This is a genomic window from Enterococcus hermanniensis, from assembly GCF_001885945.1.
GTDB lineage: Bacteria > Bacillota > Bacilli > Lactobacillales > Enterococcaceae > Enterococcus_A > Enterococcus_A hermanniensis.
Window position 1 is genome coordinate 39,788 of the sequence record NZ_JXKQ01000010.1, and the last position, 22,105, is coordinate 61,892.

Annotated in this window: 23 protein-coding genes; 18 read left to right on the forward strand and 5 right to left on the reverse strand. The window is 37.3% G+C overall.

Features of this window, described 5'->3' with window-relative positions:
• Position 1: 1 nt before the first annotated feature.
• Positions 2-379: a PTS sugar transporter subunit IIA gene (locus RV04_RS10545; RefSeq protein WP_071858429.1), complete on the forward strand. Its 378-nt coding sequence runs from the start codon at positions 2-4 to the stop codon at positions 377-379.
• Positions 380-411: 32 nt separating this feature from the next.
• Here RV04_RS10545 and spxB read toward each other — a convergent pair whose 3' ends face one another.
• Entirely contained in the window at positions 412-2,139 is a 1,728-nt protein-coding gene (gene spxB, locus RV04_RS10550) for a pyruvate oxidase (protein ID WP_071858430.1), read from the reverse strand.
• Between the two features lie 152 nt (positions 2,140-2,291).
• Between spxB and RV04_RS10555 the strand changes: the two genes are divergently transcribed.
• Complete coding sequence (locus tag RV04_RS10555; RefSeq protein ID WP_071858431.1) at positions 2,292-3,110, forward strand: ZIP family metal transporter; 819 nt, start codon at positions 2,292-2,294, stop codon at positions 3,108-3,110.
• A gap of 41 nt (positions 3,111-3,151) precedes the next feature.
• Here RV04_RS10555 and RV04_RS10560 read toward each other — a convergent pair whose 3' ends face one another.
• Positions 3,152-3,346, reverse strand: a complete 195-nt coding sequence (locus RV04_RS10560) for a hypothetical protein (RefSeq protein WP_071858432.1) — start codon at positions 3,344-3,346, stop codon at positions 3,152-3,154.
• A gap of 169 nt (positions 3,347-3,515) precedes the next feature.
• Between RV04_RS10560 and RV04_RS10565 the strand changes: the two genes are divergently transcribed.
• From RV04_RS10565 to RV04_RS10595, 7 genes are all read left to right on the forward strand, one after another.
• Positions 3,516-4,088 (forward strand): TMEM175 family protein, encoded by a 573-nt coding sequence (locus RV04_RS10565; protein ID WP_071858433.1) that lies wholly within the window; start codon positions 3,516-3,518, stop codon positions 4,086-4,088.
• A gap of 102 nt (positions 4,089-4,190) precedes the next feature.
• On the forward strand, positions 4,191-4,859 hold the full coding sequence (locus tag RV04_RS10570) for an HAD family hydrolase (protein WP_071858434.1): 669 nt from the start codon (positions 4,191-4,193) through the stop codon (positions 4,857-4,859).
• Positions 4,860-5,265: 406 nt separating this feature from the next.
• Positions 5,266-7,341, forward strand: a complete 2,076-nt coding sequence (locus tag RV04_RS10575) for a BglG family transcription antiterminator (protein WP_084405613.1) — start codon at positions 5,266-5,268, stop codon at positions 7,339-7,341.
• Entirely contained in the window at positions 7,341-7,817 is a 477-nt protein-coding gene (locus RV04_RS10580; RefSeq protein ID WP_071858436.1) for a PTS sugar transporter subunit IIA, read from the forward strand. The genes RV04_RS10575 and RV04_RS10580 overlap by 1 nt, the downstream gene beginning before the upstream one ends.
• A gap of 16 nt (positions 7,818-7,833) precedes the next feature.
• Positions 7,834-8,124 carry a PTS sugar transporter subunit IIB gene (locus RV04_RS10585; protein ID WP_071858437.1) on the forward strand — a complete coding sequence of 97 codons (291 nt, stop codon included), beginning with the start codon at positions 7,834-7,836 and terminating at the stop codon, positions 8,122-8,124.
• Positions 8,125-8,277: 153 nt separating this feature from the next.
• Positions 8,278-9,546, forward strand: a complete 1,269-nt coding sequence (locus tag RV04_RS10590) for a PTS galactitol transporter subunit IIC (RefSeq protein WP_071858438.1) — start codon at positions 8,278-8,280, stop codon at positions 9,544-9,546.
• Positions 9,547-9,571: 25 nt separating this feature from the next.
• Entirely contained in the window at positions 9,572-10,621 is a 1,050-nt protein-coding gene (locus tag RV04_RS10595; RefSeq protein WP_211271196.1) for a zinc-binding dehydrogenase, read from the forward strand.
• 48 nt (positions 10,622-10,669) lie between these two features.
• On the opposite strand, the gene RV04_RS10600 is transcribed toward RV04_RS10595, so the two are convergent.
• Positions 10,670-11,596: an alpha/beta hydrolase gene (locus tag RV04_RS10600; RefSeq protein ID WP_071858440.1), complete on the reverse strand. Its 927-nt coding sequence runs from the start codon at positions 11,594-11,596 to the stop codon at positions 10,670-10,672.
• Positions 11,597-11,730: 134 nt separating this feature from the next.
• Here RV04_RS10600 and rbsR point away from each other — a divergent pair, with 134 nt between their 5' ends.
• The 6 genes from rbsR (at position 11,731) to RV04_RS10630 (ending at position 15,937) form a co-directional block, all read left to right on the forward strand.
• On the forward strand, positions 11,731-12,723 hold the full coding sequence (gene rbsR, locus RV04_RS10605) for a ribose utilization transcriptional repressor RbsR (protein WP_071858441.1): 993 nt from the start codon (positions 11,731-11,733) through the stop codon (positions 12,721-12,723).
• Positions 12,724-12,844: 121 nt separating this feature from the next.
• On the forward strand, positions 12,845-13,750 hold the full coding sequence (gene rbsK, locus RV04_RS10610; RefSeq protein ID WP_071858442.1) for a ribokinase: 906 nt from the start codon (positions 12,845-12,847) through the stop codon (positions 13,748-13,750).
• A gap of 17 nt (positions 13,751-13,767) precedes the next feature.
• A complete protein-coding gene (gene rbsD / locus RV04_RS10615) occupies positions 13,768-14,163 on the forward strand; it encodes a D-ribose pyranase (protein WP_071858443.1) in 396 nt (131 codons plus the stop codon).
• Between the two features lie 28 nt (positions 14,164-14,191).
• Positions 14,192-15,079: a ribose/proton symporter RbsU gene (gene rbsU / locus RV04_RS10620; RefSeq protein ID WP_071858444.1), complete on the forward strand. Its 888-nt coding sequence runs from the start codon at positions 14,192-14,194 to the stop codon at positions 15,077-15,079.
• Between the two features lie 93 nt (positions 15,080-15,172).
• Entirely contained in the window at positions 15,173-15,574 is a 402-nt protein-coding gene (locus RV04_RS10625) for a hypothetical protein (RefSeq protein WP_071858445.1), read from the forward strand.
• 60 nt (positions 15,575-15,634) lie between these two features.
• The gene (locus RV04_RS10630; RefSeq protein WP_071858446.1) at positions 15,635-15,937 is read left to right on the forward strand and encodes a DUF5960 family protein; all 303 of its coding nucleotides are present in this window, start codon (positions 15,635-15,637) and stop codon (positions 15,935-15,937) included.
• A gap of 38 nt (positions 15,938-15,975) precedes the next feature.
• Here the strand turns inward: RV04_RS10630 and RV04_RS10635 are convergent, their stop codons facing one another.
• Positions 15,976-17,151: a NupC/NupG family nucleoside CNT transporter gene (locus tag RV04_RS10635; RefSeq protein ID WP_071858447.1), complete on the reverse strand. Its 1,176-nt coding sequence runs from the start codon at positions 17,149-17,151 to the stop codon at positions 15,976-15,978.
• A 274-nt stretch (positions 17,152-17,425) separates the two neighbouring features.
• Here RV04_RS10635 and RV04_RS10640 point away from each other — a divergent pair, with 274 nt between their 5' ends.
• The 3 genes from RV04_RS10640 (at position 17,426) to RV04_RS10650 (ending at position 21,204) form a co-directional block, all read left to right on the forward strand.
• Positions 17,426-18,064 (forward strand): GntR family transcriptional regulator, encoded by a 639-nt coding sequence (locus tag RV04_RS10640; protein ID WP_071858448.1) that lies wholly within the window; start codon positions 17,426-17,428, stop codon positions 18,062-18,064.
• Between the two features lie 217 nt (positions 18,065-18,281).
• Positions 18,282-19,487 (forward strand): quaternary amine ABC transporter ATP-binding protein, encoded by a 1,206-nt coding sequence (locus tag RV04_RS10645; RefSeq protein WP_071858449.1) that lies wholly within the window; start codon positions 18,282-18,284, stop codon positions 19,485-19,487.
• Positions 19,480-21,204: an ABC transporter permease/substrate binding protein gene (locus RV04_RS10650; RefSeq protein WP_071858450.1), complete on the forward strand. Its 1,725-nt coding sequence runs from the start codon at positions 19,480-19,482 to the stop codon at positions 21,202-21,204. The genes RV04_RS10645 and RV04_RS10650 overlap by 8 nt, the downstream gene beginning before the upstream one ends.
• 72 nt (positions 21,205-21,276) lie before the next feature.
• On the opposite strand, the gene proC is transcribed toward RV04_RS10650, so the two are convergent.
• Entirely contained in the window at positions 21,277-22,092 is an 816-nt protein-coding gene (gene proC, locus RV04_RS10655; protein ID WP_071858451.1) for a pyrroline-5-carboxylate reductase, read from the reverse strand.
• Positions 22,093-22,105 lie beyond the last annotated feature (13 nt).

Sequence of the window (22,105 nt, forward strand, 5' to 3'; positions counted from 1 at the left end):
AATGATCGGGATTATTATCGCGACCCACGACCATTTAGCAGAGAGTCTATTAAAAACGGCTGAAGCCATTTTAGGCGATCAAAGCTGTGTGGAAACATTAAATATTGAACCAGGGGCCACAGGCATTCAAGCAAAGGTTGAACAAGTAGCTGAACAAGTACTGAAGGAAAATGATGAACTTATTTGGTTAGTCGATATGTTTGGTGGAACACCATTTCGTTATGCTAGTTATTGCATGATGGATGATCCGCGCCAAGCGTTAGTAACTGGAGTAAATTTACCTATGTTACTTCAAGCATTAGTTAATCGAGAAATTACTGCTAAAAAACTAGCCCAATTGTTAGAGTTAGAAGGAAAGCAAACGATTCGTAGAATATAAAAAGGTGTTCCGAATTTATCGGAACACCTTTTTTATTTTTTATTTAGTAGTTCACGTAAAGTAGGCATGTCATGAACTTGATATTTTTCTTTGAAGTTCTGGATTTTTTCTGGTGAGAATTTATCAGGTTCTAATTCTAATGCTTCAACTGGTAATGGACGTTCATCTTTGATTTTTATATCGATTACAACCGGGCGATTGCTAGCTTTCGCAGCGGTAAAGGCTGGTTCGAGTTGGCTATATTCTGTAATCGTAAATCCATCTGCACCAAGGGCTTCACCAACTTTACCAAAATCAGCACCCTCTAAAAAGACACCAAATTTTTGCTGTTCCGTATCTTCTTGTTCTGCTTCAATAAAACCAAACGCATCATTTGAGAAAATAATATTGATAACGGGTAGTTGATATTTCACTTGGGTAATAATATCTTGCATCTGCATAGCAAAACCACCATCACCACTTAGCGTAAAGACTTGTTTTTCAGGATAACTTAATTGTGCAGCAATTCCACCAGGCACACCATTTCCCATAGTAGCAAACCAACCAGAAGTCGTGAATTGTTGTTCCCCATTCATTTCTAAATGACGAATTGCATTTAAGGTAACGTTTCCGACATCGGATACAAAAATAGCATCATTTTTAGCAATACGATTGATTTCTTTAAAAACCGGTTCTGAACGCAACGGAGTCGCTGTATCATTATAGAAGCTTTTCCGCCAAGCATGCCAATTCTGAATATTTTCTTGGTTTGCTCTTAACCAATCATCGACAGGACGTTCTTTCCCAACTTCGACCCAACGGCGTAATGTTGTGATACCGTCACCTAAGATGGAATAATCAACTGTGTGTCGACGTCCAAATTTAGCTGCATCGATATCTACTTGGATAAATTTGGCTTTAGGATTCAAAAACGAGCGACCAAATGGGAAATCGCTACCGACGAAAACAATCAAATCAGCATCCGCCAAAGCTTCATTAGCTGGTTTAGTTGCTACTCGTGCAGCAAACCCTAAGAAATTTTCATACAGATCTGGAATGATTCCTTTGGCTAATACGGCAGCAGCTACTGGCATAGAGAAATGTTCCGCAAAGGCTTTAATATCATCAAAACCGCCACGAACACCTTGTCCGATATAAAGAACAGGTTGCTTGGCATTTTCGATTAAAGGTAAAGCGGCTTTTATATCAGCATCTTCAGGTAATAAGCGATTTGTTTTATAGGCATTAGCTGTTGCCTGTTCGGCATCTTTGATTTCTGCAAAACCAAAATCGACTGGAATGGTAACGATTGCCACACCATGATATTTATAAGCGGCTTTAATTGCTTCATCAACTACGTGAGGAAGACTTTCTGGTGTCATAACAGTCCGGTTATAAACACTGACATCTGCAAACATAGGATTTTCATTCAATTCTTGGAAGGCATCATAATTCATTGATGTTGAAGCAACTTGGCCTAATAGAGCTAAAACAGGAACATGGTCCATCTGTGCATCATAAAGACCATTGATCAAATGACTGGCACCTGGTCCAGCTGAGCCGAAGACAGCACCAATTTTTCCTGTGAGTTTAGCATCTGCAGCGGCAGCTAAAGCTCCAGCTTCTTCATGTCGAACTTGAATATACTTGATAGATTCACGTTCGTGGTACAAAGCATCCATAGTCGAATTGAATGAACCTCCAGGTATCCCATAGATATGATCAATTCCCCAAGCTTCTAAAATATTGACCATCGATATTCCAGCATTGATTGTTGACATAATATTCCCTCGCTTTCTTTTTGTAAGTTTCGTATGTAAAAAGTATAACGCGGTAAAAAAAATGGAGCAAAGAAAGTGTCTTCAAAATAAGTTTACGGGCCTGTCTGACTTGTGTTAGAGTTAAAATAGACAAACGCTTTCAGGAGGGATATATGATCGACTGGTTATTAAGTCTGGATGCTTGGCAACAAGCATTAGTAGGAACACTTTTTACATGGGGAATGACTGCATTAGGAGCTGCACTTGTTTTTTTCTTTAAAAACATCTATCGGAATGTGTTGAATTTGATGTTGGGATTTGCTTCAGGAGTTATGATCGCCGCAAGTTTTTGGTCCTTATTAGATCCAGCAATTGCAGCAGCAGCAGAAAATGGTTCAATTCCATGGCTAGTTGTAAGTATTGGGTTTGGCTTAGGTGGTTTATTTCTATATATAGCAGATAAAACCTTACCTCACATGCATTTTGGGCCCAATAAAGAAAAAGAAGGCCTACCTAGTCATTTAAAACGAACGATTTTATTGGTTTTTTCGATTACTTTGCATAATATTCCTGAAGGCTTAGCTGTGGGAGTTGCCTTTGGAGCCGCCAATGAAGCTGCTAACCCCGCAGTCGCTGTTTTAGCAGCTATTTCAGTTTCTCTAGGGATTGGTATCCAAAATTTCCCCGAGGGAGCGGCAGTGTCTATTCCACTGCGTCAAGAAGGATTGAGCCGAACAAAATCCTTTTTTTATGGTCAAGCTTCTGGAATCGTGGAACCTATCGCTGCCGTTATTGGAGCATTATTAGTAACTAGGGTAGAGCCCTTGCTTCCATATGCATTGTCTTTTGCCGCAGGTGCGATGATTTATGTTGTTGTCGAGGAACTCATTCCTGAAGCTCAAGCAACAACAGATAGTAAACATCACTTTGGTGTTTTTGGTACAATGTTAGGTTTCATGATTATGATGATTTTAGATGTTGCATTAGGATAATAAAAAGGTCGCAAGCATAATGACTTGCGACCTTTTTTGTTTTAATACGTTCTACGGCGACGTTTAGTTAACCAATTAACGAAGAAATAAACAATTGCTAATGGAATGACCAATCTAAAGAATAATCCTAGTAGTCCTGAAAGGATCGCTCCGACGATACTTAAAATGAATCCAGCAACTAAGAAAAAGCCGATGACTGCTAATATACGTACAATTAAAGGATAAGTTTTTAACATTTAAAATCCCTTCTTTCTATGAATTTTTAAGCTATATTAAGTGTAACAAATGAATTTTTAATTTACGTCCAACTTAAGATGTATTTAATTGGTAAAATAAGAACTTTTTTGGTTAAATAAGTAAATAAAATAAACTTATTTATAGTAAGTGTTGAATGGAGAAACTAAAATGCCTAAGTCACGAATTGAAGCTTTTACTGATGCTGTCATTGCAATTATTATGACATTGTTGGTTTTAGAATTACATGAACCAGGTGCACCGACATGGTCAGCATTTTTACAGATGGAACATAAATTTATTGTTTATTTGATCAGTTTTATTAGCTTGGCCATCTATTGGAATAATCACCACCATTTATTTCAACTTGTCAAAAAAGTCGACGGATGGGTACTTTGGGCAAATAATTTTTTAATCTTAATGATGACGTTATTTCCATATGCCACAGCTTGGGTTGGCGATTACCCATTTGCTTGGCCACCGCAAGCATTATACGGGTCGGTTATATTAGGTACAGATTTTGCATATTATTTATTAGTCAGATCTTTAGTTCGTGCCAATGGAACAGATTCTGAAATCGGACGATTATTTAGACATTATCCTAAACTGTATCTATCGATTGGCCTAGCTATTGTTGCCTTGATTTTAGGTAAATTGATTGCACCAATTGCTGTTTTAATTGTTAATGTTTTAATATTATTAATGTGGTTTATTCCGGAAAAATCAATTGAAAAAACTTTATGAAGGACAGCGAGTAGCTGTTCTTTTTATTTATCTAGCTAGAAAGTGCTATAGGATCTTTGTTTGTATGGTAGAGTGTAGTCAATCAGTTTGAGGAGGGGTTAGATGTTAGAAGCAGTAATATTTGATATGGACGGGGTACTCGTTGATTCAGAATATACATACTTTCAAAGCAAGTCGCAGATTTTAAGCGAAGCAGGTCATGAAGTAGAAGAAAATTATCATTATCAATTTATGGGAACAACTAGTGAGTATATGTGGGAACAAATGAAACAAGAGTTTTCACTTCCGCAATCTGTCGGAGAATATATCCAACAAATGACCTCGTTACGTCAAGTGATGATTCAAAAGGATGGTATTCGAGCAATTCCAAATGTACAGGACTTTGTAAAACGGTTATTTGATTCGGGATTAACATTGGCGGTTGCGTCGTCTTCATCATTAATAGAAATCAAAACGAATTTAGTCGAATTAGGTCTGTCAGAATATTTTACGGCTGTTGTGAGTACAGAAGAAGTGAAATTTTCGAAACCAGCGCCCGATGTTTATTTAGCAGCAGCTAAGAGAATCGGTGTAGAACCACAAAATTGTTTAGGCATCGAAGATACTAAAAATGGTATTGGCGCGGTAAAAAATGCGGAGATGGTTTGTGTTGGGTTTGCTAATCCGGCATTTCCAGTACAAGATTTAACAGCGGCAGATGTAGTGACGACAACTTTTTCTCAAATGGATAAGCCAGAGTTGCTTCAGATATATACTGAAGTAACAAAATAGTTAGAAAGTAGAATTTATGATCAATAAACCAGCATAAATGAACAAAAGGTCTGATTAAAAAAGAATCTAATTAACCTCAAAAAAACCTCGATAAGCGCGCTTATCGAGATTTTTGTTCTAAAAATTAAAGAGTATCAGGTGATTAAAGAACAGACGAAAAATGGGACTTATGTTAAACTATGAATTTTATTAGAGTATCATATTGCATAATAAGTAGTAAATATTAGAGATTAAACAAGCAAAAAAAGCTTTTATTTAGATGTTTTTCAGTAAGAGTAGATATTTTTTTTATTAATTCATATACTTAAGTACCATATTGCATAAAAAACACTGAATTAATTGGGAACAAATAGGATAGAAATGTAAGCGTTTTTCATTTAAATTAAAGATGTAAAGAGGGATGACAATGAATTTAGAAGAAAGAACCAATCAAATTTTTGTTGAGTTGGTTAATAATCCGCGAATCACTAGCAAAACACTATGCGAAAAATTTGATTTAACGAGAGGTCAATTAAATTATGCTCTGAAAAAAATCAATGATTCATTGCTAGAAGAAAAGATGAGCGAAATCAAACGTACAAAAAATGGACACTTTCTCATTACGAATGAAATTCTTTCAAATTTTAAAGGTGGTGGTGAAACGCTTGGAGAAAAAACTGAAAATTATGTTTTTTCAAGTAAAGAACGAGCGGCAGTGATTGAATTGATGTTATTTAGCAAAGAAGATTATCTATCATTGAATCATTTTATCGATGAATTGAAAGTTAGTCGTAATACAATACTTCGAGATTTAAAAGAAGTCGATCAAGGTTTAGCAAAATACGATTTAAAACTAAAATATACACGTCAAAAAGGTTACTTTATCCAAGGTGATGAATGGAACAAGCGCAATTTACTTTCAGATGTATTGAATAACTTGGCACTTATGTATAACGGAATCAATGTGATTATTCAATTTGCTAACATTGATCATCAGCAAGTTGAAACATTTCGTAAACGGGTGGAATTAGTGGAAGAAGAGTTAGAAGTTCAATTTACAGATGAACGTCTAAAAACATTGCCTTTATTGATTCTTTTAATGATCCGGCGAGCACAAAAAGGAAAATTGATCTCTTATAGTTTTAAAGTTAATTATCGTGAACTGGCAGATACAAAAGAATATCTAGCTGCCGATCGAGTAATTTGGGATGTTGAGGGTTTGAGTGAAAATGAACGCGTTTACTTAACGATGCTCTTGTTAACAACAAATCTTTCACGTGGAGATATTCTATCAGTAAAAGCTATTAACAAAATGAAAGAAGCACTGGAACAAGTTATTGCAAATTTCGAACGAATCGCAGGCGTTAACTTAGAAGACAAAGAAAAACTATTAGACCGTTTATTAGTTCATATGCGGCCAGCATATTACCGAATTAAGTATCATCTGAATCTACAAACGAGGTTTTATCAAGAAAACAAAGATGCGAATTTATTTTCACTTTTTTACTTAGTCAAAGAGGCTGCGGGTCCTTTAGAAACGTATTTTGAGCAGTCCGTTCCTGATGCAGAATTATTTTTTATTTCTTTGTTTATCGGTAGCCATATCGTAGAAAGTTCTGAAATTATCCATCCAGAAAACCGAAAAAAAGCGATCATTGTTTGTCCAAATGGTGTTTCCATCGCAGCGTTATTAGAAAACACCTTACGTAATTTATTACCGGAAATCGATTTTATCACTACTATGTCAGCACGTGAATTTTATCGAACAGACTATAAAGTAGATTATATTTTTTCAGCAGTCCCACTAAAAACGGAGCGAAAAGTCTTTGTCGTCAACAATTTCTTGAATGAACGAGAAAAAAGACAACTAAGAGAACGAGTTATTCGATCTTCAGTGATTATCCAAACGGAAGTCGTAACGCCGGAAAAAATCTTAGCGGTCGTCAAAAAACATGCAGACAATGTAGATGAAGCAAATCTTTATGATGAACTACTGACTTTATTCACACCAAAAGAATCAAAAATATTAGAGAAAAAACGTCCCCATTTGATTGATTTACTGAAGGAAGAAACGATTCAAATCTTTGAAGAAACAATCAGTTGGACGGAAGTTTTAGAGAACCTAGCTAAGCCTTTAGAACAAAAACAAGTGATTACCCCTATGTACGTTGAAGCATTGAAAAAGGAGATGCCGCAACCACCAGTTTACTCAATTTTACGGCATAAAATTGCTTTACCACATACAGTAGCAGAAGCTGGAGCCATCGGTGTAGGGATTAGTTTAGGTATCGTTAAAAATGGGATTTTAACAGAAGATGGACGAAAAGTTCATACCGTCATTTTACTAGCATCAAATGATAAAGAAGAACATTTGGACTTGATTTTTGAAATGATGAGCCTAGCTGGAGATGAACAATTGATCAAAATGGAACAAGCAACTACACAAAATGAAATTCGAACTGCGTTGATTGAGTTCAACGAACAGTATTGGAGGCAAAAATAATGATAGAAGCAACCACACTGAGTGCTTATGTAAAAGAGCCATTAGTTTTTACCCAAGAAAATTATTTTTCGCAAGATGAATTATTCGAACAAGTTACTCAAAAAGCAGCAGATCTTGATTGGGTCAGAGACGATTTTTTGGAAAGAATCAAAAAAAGAGAGACAACATTTCCAACAGGTATTCAGCTAGTCCATTATGGAGCTGCTATTCCTCATACTGATGCTGAATGTGTGCACGAAGAGTTTGTCGCAATCGTTACCTTACAAGATCCAGTAATTTTTCAGAGTATGGAAGACAATGATCAAGAGGTTAAAGCACAAATTGTTTTTGTATTAGGATTAAATCAACCGCACGCACAATTAGAGATGCTACAGTCGCTGATGGGCTTGTTACAAAATGAATCCTTGTTAGCAGAGTTGCTGTTAGCAACAACACCATCAGAATTAATCGAAATCATCAAACAAAATAACTTATAAAAGGGAGCAAATTAGAATGAAAAAAGTACGAGTATTAGTCGCATGTGGAGCCGGAATCGCAACATCAACGGTGGTAATGAAAAAAGTAGAAGATTTATTTGCAAGAAATGAGATCCCAGTAGAAATTAATCAAATTAAAATTTCGGAAGCGGCTTCAAAACAAGACGGGGCAGACATGTTGATTTCAACAACAATGTTGCCAACAGAGTATAAAATTCCAGCAATCAAAGCGATGGCGTTTTTAACCGGGATCGGTACTGAAAAAGTTGAGAATGAAATCATTGAAGCAGCTAAAAGTGTTCAATAATTTTGATTAACATGTATATCTTTCACTAATTATTTATATGAAAAAGCCACTTAGCTTTAGTGATCAGTAGTGGAAGATATATGTGTTGAAGACAGATTTATTTTTTCAAGAGAAAATTTAAATATATCAATGCAAAACAGGAGGAATCAATTTATGGATGGATTAACGGACGTAGTACAGAGTATATTAGGCGCCGGTCCAAGTGTCATGTTGCCGATCATCATTTTCATTGTTGGTATTATTTTCAGAGTCTCGGTCAAAAAAGCAATTATTTCAGGTATCACTGTAGGGATCGGAATGATCGGAATCAATCTAGTCATTAATGTATTAACGACGAATGTTGGTCCAGCCGCACAAGCAATGGTTGAACGATTTGGTTTGAATTTAACAATCATCGATGCAGGATGGCCAGCAGTTTCAGCCGGGACATGGGCGCAACCAATCGCGGCTGTAATGATTCCAGTTATTTTAGTAGTGAATTTAATTATGTTGGCATTAAATCGCACCAAAACACTGAATATCGATATCTGGAACTACTGGCATGTTAGTTCTGTAGCAGCAACTGGTTATATTGTAACAGGAAGTTTCTTCTTTGGCATCTTGTGTGGGATTTTATTCTCAATCATTATTTTAGTGATTGCTGATAAAACAGCACCAAAAGTCCAAGAATATTATGGACTTGAAGGTATCAGTATTACAACCGGTTCAGCCCAAGGTTATGCCATCTTAGCATTACCAGTTGGTTGGGTATTAGACCGAATTCCAGGATTAAATAAATTAGATGTAAAACCAGAAACGATTCAAAAACGTTTTGGTATCTTTGGTGAACCGATGATTATGGGGATTATCATTGGTATGTTTTTAGGCTTATTAGGTGGTTATGATTTAATCGGTATTTTACAGATCGGTATGAACATGGGAGCGGTAATGTTCTTGATGCCACGGATGGTAAAAATCTTGATGGAAGGTTTGATTCCGATTCAAGAAGGGGCACAAAAATTATTGCAAAGCCGGTATGGCGACCGTGAAATTTATCTAGGAATGGATGCAGCACTAGCAACGGGGTCACCAGCAGCGTTATCAACAGGTCTATTAATGGTTCCGATCACATTATTCTTAGCCGTAATTTTACCAGGAAATCATGTGTTACCATTCGGAGATTTAGCAACGATTCCATTTTTCGCAGCTTTAGTTGTTCCAAGCCGCAGAGGAAACATTTTAACTTCAGTTATTTCATTAACGATTGTAATGGCCTTTGCTTTATTGATGGCGACAAACTTTGCGCCAGTATTAACTGAAATGGCCCAAGGAATTGTTAAATTCCCTGAAGGTGCAGCTCAGATCACTAACTTGGATACTGGTGGTAACTTCTTGAAATGGATCTTCTTAAAATTGTCAGAATTAGTTGCACAAGTAATGTAGGGGGCTTATAAAAATGAGTAGTAAAATGATGAAGGGTGTTTCAAAACAAGCACCCGGTTATGATCAAATGGCATTTATTGATTTACCTGTTCCAGAAGCAACCGAAGATAAAGTATTGATCAAAGTAGCGTATACGGGTATTTGTGGATCAGATATCCATACATTCAAAGGAGAATATAAAAACCCAACAACCCCAGTAGTGCTAGGACACGAATTTTCTGGTCAAGTAGTGGCAGTAGGGGAGAAAGTAAGCTCAATCAAAGTGGGCGACCGAGTAACCAGCGAAACAACTTTTTATGTATGTGGTGAGTGTGACTATTGTCAAAATAAACAATATAACTTGTGTCCACATCGAAAAGGGATCGGTACGCAGCAAAATGGGTCCATGGCCAATTATGTGTTAGCGCGTGAAGAGAGCATTCATATCTTACCAGATCAGCTGAGTTATGAAGGCGCAGCGATGAGTGAGCCATTAGCTTGTTGTGTCCATGCAATGTATCAAAAGAGTCATTTAGAATTGCGAGATACCATCATTATTATGGGACCTGGACCAATCGGTTTGTTTTTACTACAGATTGCAAAAGAAATTGGGGCTTTCGTCATCATGACTGGTATCACGAAAGATGCTCATCGATTAGCATTAGCTGAAAAGTTAGGGGCTGACGTAATCGTTGATACCATGAAAGAGGACTTAGCAGCGATTGTTAATCAACTAACAGACGGCTATGGAGTAGACAAAGTTTATGATGCCTCAGGTGCCGTTCCAGCGGTCAATGCTAGCTTGCCGTTGATTCGCAAGCAAGGGCAGTTTGTTCAAGTAGGATTGTTTGCTAATAAACTGGTTGAATTAGATACAGAATCGATTATCCAACGTGAAATCGAATATATTGGTAGTCGTTCACAAAATCCATATGACTGGCCGATTGCTATTCATTTACTAGCAAAAGGTGCGATCAATATCGATGAAATGATTACGAAAAAGTACCCATTAGATGATTGGCGAGAAGCCTTCGATAAAGTGATGGAAGGCAATGAAATCAAAGTAATGATCGAATCGAATCCCGGTGAATTTTAAGTAAAAAGAGGCTGTGCCAACTGGCACAGCCTCTTTTTATTATATTTCCTAGTTTACATATTTTGCTAGAAATTCGGTAACTTTTTTCTGATAAGTAGTTGGATCTTTACTTAGTGATTCTGCATGTCCAGCTCCATGGACAGTGTATTTTTCTTTAGGTCCTTTTGTCGCAGCATAGACATCATCAAGCATCGAATAAGGAACAAAATCATCTTTGTCACCATGGATAAAGAGCATGGGAAGCTGATTTTTCTTTAATTGTTTCACGGTATCTGCTTCACCAAAGAAATAACCAGCCCGAATTTTTGTCACTAGGCTAGTGACAGGGATCAATGGAAATGCCGGCAAATTGAAAAGTTGTTTTAATTGATAGGTTAATTCTCCATTGACCGAGCTATAACCGCAGTCTTCTATAATTGCTTTAACATTATTGGGTAACTGTTCACCACTCGTCATCATGACCGTGGCTGCCCCCATGCTTACCCCATGAAGGACAATTTCTGATTTTGAATCTTGTTTAACGATCCGTTTGATCCATTGAACATAGTCTTTTCGTTCGTGCCAACCAAATCCGATATAGTCTCCCTCGCTTTTTCCATGGCCTCTAGCGTCAGGCATCAGGACATTGTAGCCAAGATCATGATAGATCTTAGCGTATTGTGTCATATCAGTCGCCTGTCCCATATAACCATGAGCAACAATGACAGTTTTGTGTCGATCTTTTTTTGCCGGTAAATAATAGGCAGATAGTTTGAGATCATCTTCAGAAGTCAATTGCCAAGTAGTACGATTATTTTTATCATTAAACCAACTTTCAGCTGCAATCAATTCGGGAGATTTTTTAGTAGCCCCGTTGGACAAAAAATCTTTTTTTGATGGAACAACAGCATACGAATAGAAATAATTGCCTGCAAAAGCTAAAGCAACAAGGATAATAAAAATAATTCCTAGGATAATTTTTGTTTTTTTATTCATCGTTTCACTCCTATAAATATATCATAAGCAGTATAGTTAAATTTTAGAGTGATAGCAAGCGTGCGATTTGGTTGGTTTACAGGCAAGCCCTTTCGTGAGAGAATGAAACAGAATTTAAAGCAGGAGCGAAATAAATGGAAAATAAAAAAATTACAATCAAAGATGTAGCCAAACAATCAGGAGTCTCGATTGCGACTGTTTCCCAGATTCTAAATGGAAATGCACAAAAATTTAGTCCAAAAACGGTGGAGAAAGTACTAGCAGCCAAAGAGGAGTTAAATTACGAACCTGACTATTTTGCTCGACGAATGATCATGAAAAAAAGTAAGACGATCGGTGTATTAGTACCGGATATCACGAATCCATTTTTTAGTACGTTAGTCCGTGGAATCGAAGGTGTTTTATATCGTGAAAATTTTGTAACGATGTTATGTAATGCTGATTTAGATATGGAGAAAGAAACCAATTATTTGGCAGAATTAAGTCGCCGTGGAGTGGACGGTTATATTATTGCCAGTTCTGCGATTTCCAATCAAGCAATCAACCAGACTTTAAGAAAAAAGAATTTACCCTTTATTGTACTGGATCAAAAAAAAGCAGAAGGCTTCAGTGACGCTGTGCTGACCGATGATTTTGCAGGCGGTGACCTTGCTGGGAAACATCTTTATGAATTAGGCCATCGCAAAGTCGCTGTTGTATTGCCCGAAGATGCGACTGAAAATATTCAAAATCGGTTGCAAGGATTTAAAGCAATCTATTCAAACCCTATTTTGATTCATAGTGAACTTTCAAAAGAGGGTGGTCGTCAAGCAGTCAAAAGAATCGTAGCTTCCGAAGCCACAGCTATTTTTGCCATTAATGATGAGCTTGCTTTTGGTATATATCTAGGATTAGCTGAAGTTGGGAAAACAATCCCAAATGATTATAGTGTGATCGGTTATGATAATGTAGATATGTGTGAATATATGACCCCCCAACTAACTACTGTGGCGCAACCAATTTATGAACTAGGCCAAACAACGGCAGAACGATTGTTGGAAAGAATCCATCATCCAAAGAAAGATTGGGAAGAAACAACGTTACCCGTTCAAATAAAAAAACGTTTTTCAACAGCACACTTGAAATAGCTTTCAAGCTGTGCTATATTTTTGGTGTCGAATTAAAACGTTTTACTAAAACGTTTTAATTCTAAGCGAATGGTTAAATTTAAAAGTTAAATTTTGAAGAAGACGAAATGGAGTGACTAAAATGAATACGATTACAATTATTGGTAGCATCAATTTAGACCGCACGATTCGTGTCAAACAAATGCCTAAACCTGGCGAAACAATGCACACAAAAGAAATTTTTTCAGCCGGCGGTGGTAAAGGTGCTAATCAAGCAGTAGCTGCAAAACGATCGGAAGCTAAAACCAATTTTATTGGAGCGATTGGAAATGATGAAGCAGGCGAAATGATGCATCAACTTTTAACAGAAGAAGGAATCGATCTTTCAGGAGTTCAAACGCTTGAAAAACAAGCCACTGGCCAAGCTTATATCATAGTCGATGATCAAGGTGAAAATAGTATCATGATCCATGCGGGTGCTAATAATGCTTTTACACCTGAACAAGTACAAGCAAATACTGATGTAATTAAAACAAGTGATTTCGTAATAGCACAGTTCGAAAGCACTTTAGCAAGTACGGTTGAAGCTTTTAAAATTGCTCGTGAAGCCGGAGTAAAAACCATTTTAAATCCTGCGCCAGCATTGGAAAAAGTCCCAACTGAATTATTAGCTGTTACCGATATGGTTGTTCCTAATGAAACAGAAACGGAAATTTTAACAGGGATCAAAGTGACTGATGAAGCAAGTTTGAAAGCTGCAGCAGATTCATTACATCAATTAGGTATTGAAGCAGTAATCATAACGATTGGTAGCAAGGGTGCTTTTTATGATGTTAACGGACGGAATGGGATTATTCCCGCGTTTAAAGTAAATGCTGTTGATACAACCGCTGCAGGGGACACTTTTATCGGTGCAATGAGTAGTGTGTTAGAAAAAGATTTTAGTAATTTAGAAGAAGCCATCAAATATGGTAATAAAGCTTCATCTATTACGGTACAACGTTTTGGCGCGCAACCATCGATTCCTTATAAAAATGAATTGGACTAAAGAAAGGAAGTAGCAAAATGAAAAAAGGTAAAGTAATTAATTCAGATATTTCACGTGTAATCGCTCAAATGGGTCACTTCGATCAACTAAGTATTGGTGATGCTGGTATGCCAGTACCTGCTACAACAGAAAAAATTGATTTAGCAGTCGATAATGGAACTCCTAGTTTTATGGCTGTCTTGAACAATGTATTAGAAGAATTAGAAGTTCAACGGATTTATTTAGCTGAGGAAATAAAAACGGAAAATCCGGATATGTTGAAACAAATCAAAGACCGTTTACCTGAGATGCCAATTACGTTTATCCCGCATGCAGATATGAAAGTTGCTTTACATGATAGCAAAGCATTTATTCGTACCGGTGAAATGACCCCGTATGCGAATATCTTATTAGAAAGTGGCGTCGTATTTTAATGTTTAAAACTCAAGGAGGAAGTATCATATGAATGCAACGGCAATTTTGATTGGATTAGGTCCATTATTAGGTTGGGGGCTTTTTCCAACTATTGCGTCAAAAATCGGTGGACGGCCAGTCAATCAAATTTTAGGTTCTACTTTAGGAACATTGATCTTTGCTATCGTATTTGCGTTAGCAAACGGCATGAGTTTTCCAACCGGGATGGATTTATTCTTTTCGATTCTTTCAGGGATTGGTTGGGCAACCGCACAAATCATCACATTCCAATCATTTACGTTGGTTGGTTCATCACGTGCAATGCCGATTACGACAGCATTTCAGTTATTAGGGGCATCTTTATGGGGCGTTTTTGCATTAGGTAACTGGCCTGGCACTAGCGCTAGATTGATTGGAGCCTTTGCTTTAGTGTTGATTATCTTAGGCGCTTGGATGACTGTTTGGTCAGAAGAAAAGACGCAAGAAAAAGCTAGTGTACTGAAAAAAGCGGTAATCTTATTAGCTTTTGGTGAAATTGGTTATTGGGCTTACTCAGCCGCACCTCAAGCAACAAGTATCGATGGCATGCATGCCTTTTTACCACAAGCAATTGGAATGGTGATCGTCGCTGTTGTTTATTCAGTGATTGTAACCGTGAAAGATAAAGAAAAATCACCCTTTGCAGAAGCTGTATCGTATAAACATATCTTCTCAGGTTTCTTCTTTGCCTTTGCAGCATTGACGTATTTGATTTCAGCCCAACCAGACATGAATGGATTAGCTACTGGGTTTATCTTATCGCAAACGTCGGTTGTTCTAGCAACGTTGACTGGAATCTGGTTCTTAGGGCAAAAGAAAACCAAGAAAGAAATGACGATCACGGTTATTGGATTAATTTTGATATTAGTCGCCGCAACAATGACTGTTATGATATAAAAAAAACGCCAGTTGGCGTTTTTTTTTTGAAAGGATTTATTCGAAAGAATCATCGGTTGAATGCTATAATTGCATCAGAAAAGGGGCGAATTTATGAAATTAACAATTTCATTAGATCTTTTAGAAGAAGCATTTTATTATGTATCTCCTACAAAACCAGTATCTGCCGTACCATTAGTTTATCTAACGTTAGCAGTCGAGAAAGCTCAAATCGCTTATACGACGGACAATGAAGCGAAATTAGCACGCAAAATTGAGCGTTCATTTAAAGCAGCTTTCCATGAAATTCTGCAAGCGAATCAAGTATATCGCAGTGAGTTGGATCAAGATAAGTTACTGACACCGCAAGATCATTTAAAGAAACAAGGACAAGTTGTTGATTCGATCGTGGCAGCAATTAAAAAATATCCTGAATTATCATTGATTCGGGTTGAACTCGCAGGTAGTTGGCCTTTGTATCAAACGCAAGAAGGTCATTTAGATTTGACTGAGTAAGCGTGTTAGTGTTGGAAATGTTTGATAGATGGTAAAGTTAAATGGAAAGGGTGATGAAAAATGGATATGATATTTTTTGAAGGACAAGCGGCCTTTTTAGAAGACTACAAAAAAGTCGCAAAGAATCAAAGGATTGATGAACAACAAGTAATATCTGAAGTGATGGATCAATTGAATCAGCCCACACCAAATGACGAATTGTATTATATTTTACCTGGCGACCAAACAACCAAAGGGTATGCTGTTCGTTTCCCATTCCGTAAAGAATTGATCGCTACCGATAATGAAGCGACTGTTTCAAAACAATATTTCTATGAAGGCTCGCCATACGAATACGAAATGTACGAGGATGAGCAATTATAAAAAAAGACGTGAAAGAAATTTTCTTTCACGTCTTTTTATTAAAAAATCAAGCCAGTAATAATTGCGCTTAAAAAGCTGACTAAACTAGCACTTAAAAGAATCTTTAATCCGTGTTTGGCCACAAGATTGCCTTTTTCTTCATTCAAGCCTTTCATAGCACCTGAAATGATTCCGATGGAAGAAAAGTTAGCAAATGAAACCAAGAAGACAGAAACAATTGCTGTGGTACGTGCTGAAAAATGCCAAGTCCCTTTAGATAATTCAGTCATGGCAACAAACTCATTTGTGACTAGCTTTGTTGCCATCAAGCTGCCAGCATGGACAGCTTCTTTCCAAGGAATCCCTGTTAAAAAGGCTAGCGGTGCAAAGACATACCCCAAGATTTCTTGGAATGTCAGACCTGTGATTTTTGCAAAGATGAAGTTGATCATAGCAATCAATGCTACGAAACCAATCAACATCGCTGCCACAGTAATAGCGACTTGGAAACCGTCTAGAATATATTCACCTAACATTTGGAAGAATGTTTGATCTTTATCTTCCTCAATGACTAATTCATCGTTTTCCAATTGATATGGGTTTACGATCGAAGCAATGATGAATCCGCCAAATAAATTTAAAACAAGTGCTGTAATAACATAACGCGGCTGGATCAAGGCCATATAAGAACCAACGATCGACATTGAAACTGTCGACATCGCTGAGATACTCATTGTGGTTAAACGTTGCTCTGATAGAGTCGGCAATTCTTTTTTGATAGAAATAAAGACTTCGGATTGACCTAAAATTGCGGAAGCAATCCCATTATAAGATTCTAGTTTACCCATTCCGTTGACTTTACTTAATACGATCCCAACGCCTTTCATGAAGAGCGGTAAGATTTTTATATAACGCAAAATCCCAATAATTGCTGAAATAAATACGATCGGCATCAAGACATTTAAGAAGAATGGGAAGCTGCCTTTATTGGCAATGCCGCCGAAGACAAAGTCAACCCCTGAACCAGCAAAGCTCAGTAATGCATCAAAGACATTTGCCAAACCGCCAACGATTATGGTTCCTATAGAGGTGCGTAATAAAATAAATCCTAATAAAAATTGCAGTACGAGCATCACTAAAAGTGGCATATAACGAATCTTTTTACGATCATTACTAATCAAAAAACCTAACGCCAAGACGAGAACTAAACCAATAATACCAATTAAAAAATGCAAATAATCACTCCTATTTTTTATTTTCAGAATGGCCTATCAGAGAATGGAAATAAGAATTAAAGTTTTCATATGATTGGCCAAAAAAATAATCTGAATCAGTCTAGCCTTTTTTTGAAGAAAAAGCGATAAAAAATTCTCAGAAAAATGCTTCTATGAATAAATTCTAAAAGCGAAAGCACTAACAACTTCATTTAAATCTCTACAGACTGACTACAGCTTTTCTAAAAAAAATATGCTATGCTAAAAGGGAAATTTGAGGAAAAGAGGATTGAAAATGGAAGGAGAAAATAAAAAACGTGTATTGCTCCCGCGGTACCAACAGATGGCCGTGGAAATAGCTGAGCGAATCGCAGATCAGCGCTATAAAGTTGGCGAAAAAATTCACGCACGCTCAACCTTAGCGAGCAATTTTAATGTTTCTCCTGAAACAGCGCGCAAAGCAATCAATGTCTTAGTTGATCTTGAAATTATGGAGGTCCGGCATGGTAGTGGCGCATATGTACTTTCAAGGGAAAAGGCTCGTGCATACTTTGAACAGTATCAAGATGTGCAGACGGTTCAAGAAATCAAAAATGATATCCAAGAAAATATCAATAATCAACGCCAAGAATTGGACACTATGAGCAAATTATTGAATCAATTACTGACGCAAACAAAACGTGTACATAATGCGGCTCCTTTTGTTCCGTATGAATTAACTTTAACGAAAGAAGCAGCTCATTTAGAAAATACTATCAATGATCTAAATATCTGGCATGAAACAGGTGCGACAATTGTTGCGATCCAGCAGAAGGAAGAGTTATTGCTGTCACCTGGACCTTATGCAAAAATATGTGCCGGGGATACATTGTTCTTTGTCGGAAATGAATTAGGTTTGCAACGAATGCAACATTTGTTTTATCCAAATGATTAAGCAAAACAGATCACATTGTGGGTCTGTTTTTTTATTTGGATAAGAAGATAAAAGTACTGTTACTGAAAATTTTCATTATTTTTTTGACAAAGTGACCACATGATGTTAGTGTTGTATGGTCACTTTTATAAAAACAACCGTTTTGCTTCGTGTGATGCATAGTAACGAAAACAAAACGGATAATAGAAAACAAGAAGGAAAACAAGGAGGATATCTTTTGAGTAAAGTTAAGGTAGAACATTTAACAAAAATTTTTGGGAAGAAGCAACAACAAGCCCTTGAAATGATTCAAGAGAATCGTAGTAAAAATGAAATTGTAGAAAAAACGGGAGCAACTGTTGGGGTTTATGATGCGAGTTTTGAAGTCAATGAAGGCGAAATATTTGTGGTTATGGGTCTTTCTGGTAGTGGGAAATCGACCATGATTCGTTTATTGAATCGTTTAATTGATCCCACGTCTGGTGAAATTTATATCGATGGTGAGGATATCGCAAAAATGGATAAAGAAGCTTTGCGTGAAGTTCGCCGTCATAAAATTAATATGGTATTCCAAAACTTTGGCTTATTTCCCCATCGTACGATTTTAGAAAATACGGAATATGGTCTTGAAGTACGAGGAGTACCCAAAGCAGAACGCCAAGCAAAAGCAGAGCACGCTTTGGAAAATTCAGGGTTGTTAACCTTTAAGGATCAATACCCAAATCAATTATCCGGTGGTATGCAACAACGCGTGGGATTAGCGCGAGCGTTAGCAAACGATCCAGAGATCTTGTTGATGGATGAAGCCTTTTCAGCCTTGGATCCACTAATTCGTCGCGAAATGCAAGATGAATTATTAGACTTACAATCCAATGTTCAAAAAACGATTATCTTTATCACACATGATTTAAATGAGGCTTTAAGAATCGGTGATCGGATCGCATTAATGAAAGACGGACAAATTATGCAAATTGGGACCGGAGAAGAAATTTTAACTCATCCAGCTAATCAATATGTTCGTGATTTTGTCGAAGATGTTGACCGATCGAAAGTATTGACGGCCCAAAATATCATGGTCCCCGCCTTTACTACGAATATCGAAGTTGATGGACCTAATGTCGCATTGAATCGGATGCGTAAAGAAGAAGTCAGTATGTTATTAGCTGTCGATCGCAAGCGTAAATTAAAAGGTAGTTTAACTGCAGAAAAAGCTCTAGAAGCACGTAAAAATAATTTAACACTTAAAGATGTTATCGATAAAAATGTTCGTCGGATCCCTAAAGATATGTTGGTAACTGACATTTTTAATTTGATTTTTGATTCACCAGCTCCGTTAGCTGTAGTTGAAGGCGATCGTTTAGTGGGTGTTGTTATCCGCGGAAGTGTACTGGAAGCTTTAGCAAATACGGACACAGAAATAGAAGAGGTGAATACAAATGTCTAATATTTTACAACATGCCTTACCCGTTGCCGATTGGGTCGAAGGCTTTACTGAATGGTTAACGAGTACTTTTTCAGGACTATTTTCAGTCTTACAACATAGTGGTCAATTTTTGATGGATGGGATGACCAACCTATTAACGATGATTCCACCGCTACTATTTATTCTAGTATTAACAATTATCGCCTTTTTTATCTCAAATAAAAAATGGGGGCTAACCAGCTTTACGTTGATTGGTTTACTGTTTATTTATAACCAAGGGTTATGGACTGATTTGATGAGTACCATTACATTAGTCGTTTTATCAAGTTTATTATCGATTATCATTGGCGTACCATTAGGAATTTTGATGGCCAAAAATGAAACAGCGAAAAAAATCATTACACCAATTTTGGACTTCATGCAAACTATGCCAGGATTCGTATATTTGATTCCGGCTGTAGCGTTCTTTGGTATTGGAATGGTACCAGGGGTTTTTGCCTCAGTAATCTTTGCACTACCGCCAACCGTACGTTTTACTAATTTGGGAATTCGTCAAATTCCTAAAGAATTGGTTGAAGCATCAGATTCGTTTGGTGGCACAGGCAAGCAAAAACTATTCAAATTAGAATTACCATTGGCTAAGAGCACGATTCTAGCAGGGATTAATCAAACAACGATGCTCGCACTATCAATGGTAGTTATCGCTTCAATGATCGGTGCACCTGGATTGGGCCGTGGCGTGCTTTCCGCATTGCAACGAGCACAAGTCGGAAACGGCTTTGTTAATGGTTTAGCATTAGTTATTCTAGCCATCATTATCGACCGTTTCACACAAAATTTAAATAAACCTAAGCAACAAGCAAGTGAAAAAATGTCAAAAGCGAAGAAGAAAAAATTAGGAATCGCCGCAGGTGTTGTCGCTGCTATCGTATTAGTTGCTTCGTTTGGTTTTGGTGGAGCAGCTGAAAAAAATAAAGGAACGATCAACCTTACGTATGTTGAATGGGATACAGAAGTGGCTTCCACACATGTAGTAGGAGAAGTTTTAAAAGAGATGGGCTACAAAGTCAATATGACTCCATTAGACAATGCGATTATGTGGGAGTCAGTAGCTAAAGGCGAATCAGATGCGATGGTATCTGCATGGCTACCAAACACACATCAAGCTCAATATGCGCAATACAAAGACCAAGTCGACGATTTAGGTGTCAACTTAAAAGAAGCAAAAGTTGGCCTTGTCGTGCCGGATTATATGAATGTCAACTCAATCGATGAGTTATCAGATCAAGCGAAAAAAACGATTACAGGGATTGAGCCTGGGGCAGGTGTTGTGAATGCGGCAGAAAATACGCTTAAAGCTTATCCTAACTTAGCGGACTGGAAAGTATCAACTTCTTCATCTGGTGCAATGACTATCGCACTAGGCCAGGCAATTAAAAAGAAAGAACCGATCGTGATCACTGGTTGGTCTCCTCATTGGATGTTTGCTAAATATGGACTAAAATATTTAGAAGATCCAAAAGGAGCGATGGGTTCTGAAGAAGCAATCCACACGATGGCTCGTAAAGGCTTAGAAAAAGATCAACCTGAAGCGTATAAAGTAATAGATAATTTCCATTGGAACCAAAAAGATATGGAAAGTGTCATGCTAGCAATCAATGAAGGAAAAGATCCTTCACAGGCTGCCAAAGACTGGATCAAAGACCACCAAAAAGAAGTCGATGCGTGGAAAAAATAATATGTAAAAGACACCCTTTCAATGCGGAGCGAATAAGATCGTTCTGTTTTGAAGGGTGTTTCTTTATTTAGCTTAGTTTTTTTCACCTAACTCTTGATCTTTTTGAATCGTGGCATCGATTCCTTTAATGACTGTGGAGATAAAAGCATTGTCTTCTAGTTCAACGATCCCAGCCACAGTCGTACCGCCAGGGGAGCTGATCCGATCGATCAAAGTCCATGGGTTTTCTTGACTAGCTTCTAACGTTTCAGCACTACCTAGGATTGCTTGAGTCGCAATTTCCAGTGCTAAGTCTTTTGGCATCCCATTCTTTACTGCTGCACGAGCGATTGAATCAATAAATAGGAAGGTATACGCAGGGGAACTCCCAGCAATAGCTGTGAAGATCGAAAAATATTTTTCTTCTAGTGGCCATGCTTTGCCGACGGAATTAAAAAGATCAATAATAATATTTAAATCTTCTTTCGTAGCATATTTGTTTTTACAGATAGCTGCGGCACCAGAACCTACCATAGCATTCATATTTGGCATTACGCGCACAATTCGAACTGCCTCATCAGTTTGGAGCATCTCGTATAGAATTTCCGTACTCATTCCTGCGGCGATCGAAACAATCAAAGGATGATTTTCTAAGAGGGCGGTTTTAGCTTGTGATAATACTTTTTGAACAACATTTGGCTTAACTGCTAAAACCACAGCGTCGACTGTTTGGATTAATACTTGCAAGTCATTCACTGGTTGAATGCTTTTCTTTTCAGCGAAAGCTTGAGCTTTTTCAATTGAAATATCGTATAAATAAATATCTTGTGGGTGACTAAAGTTTTGTTGAAGAATCCCTTCAATAATTGCACTGGCCATATTGCCAGCACCGATAAAACCAATTTTCATAATAATTCCTCCT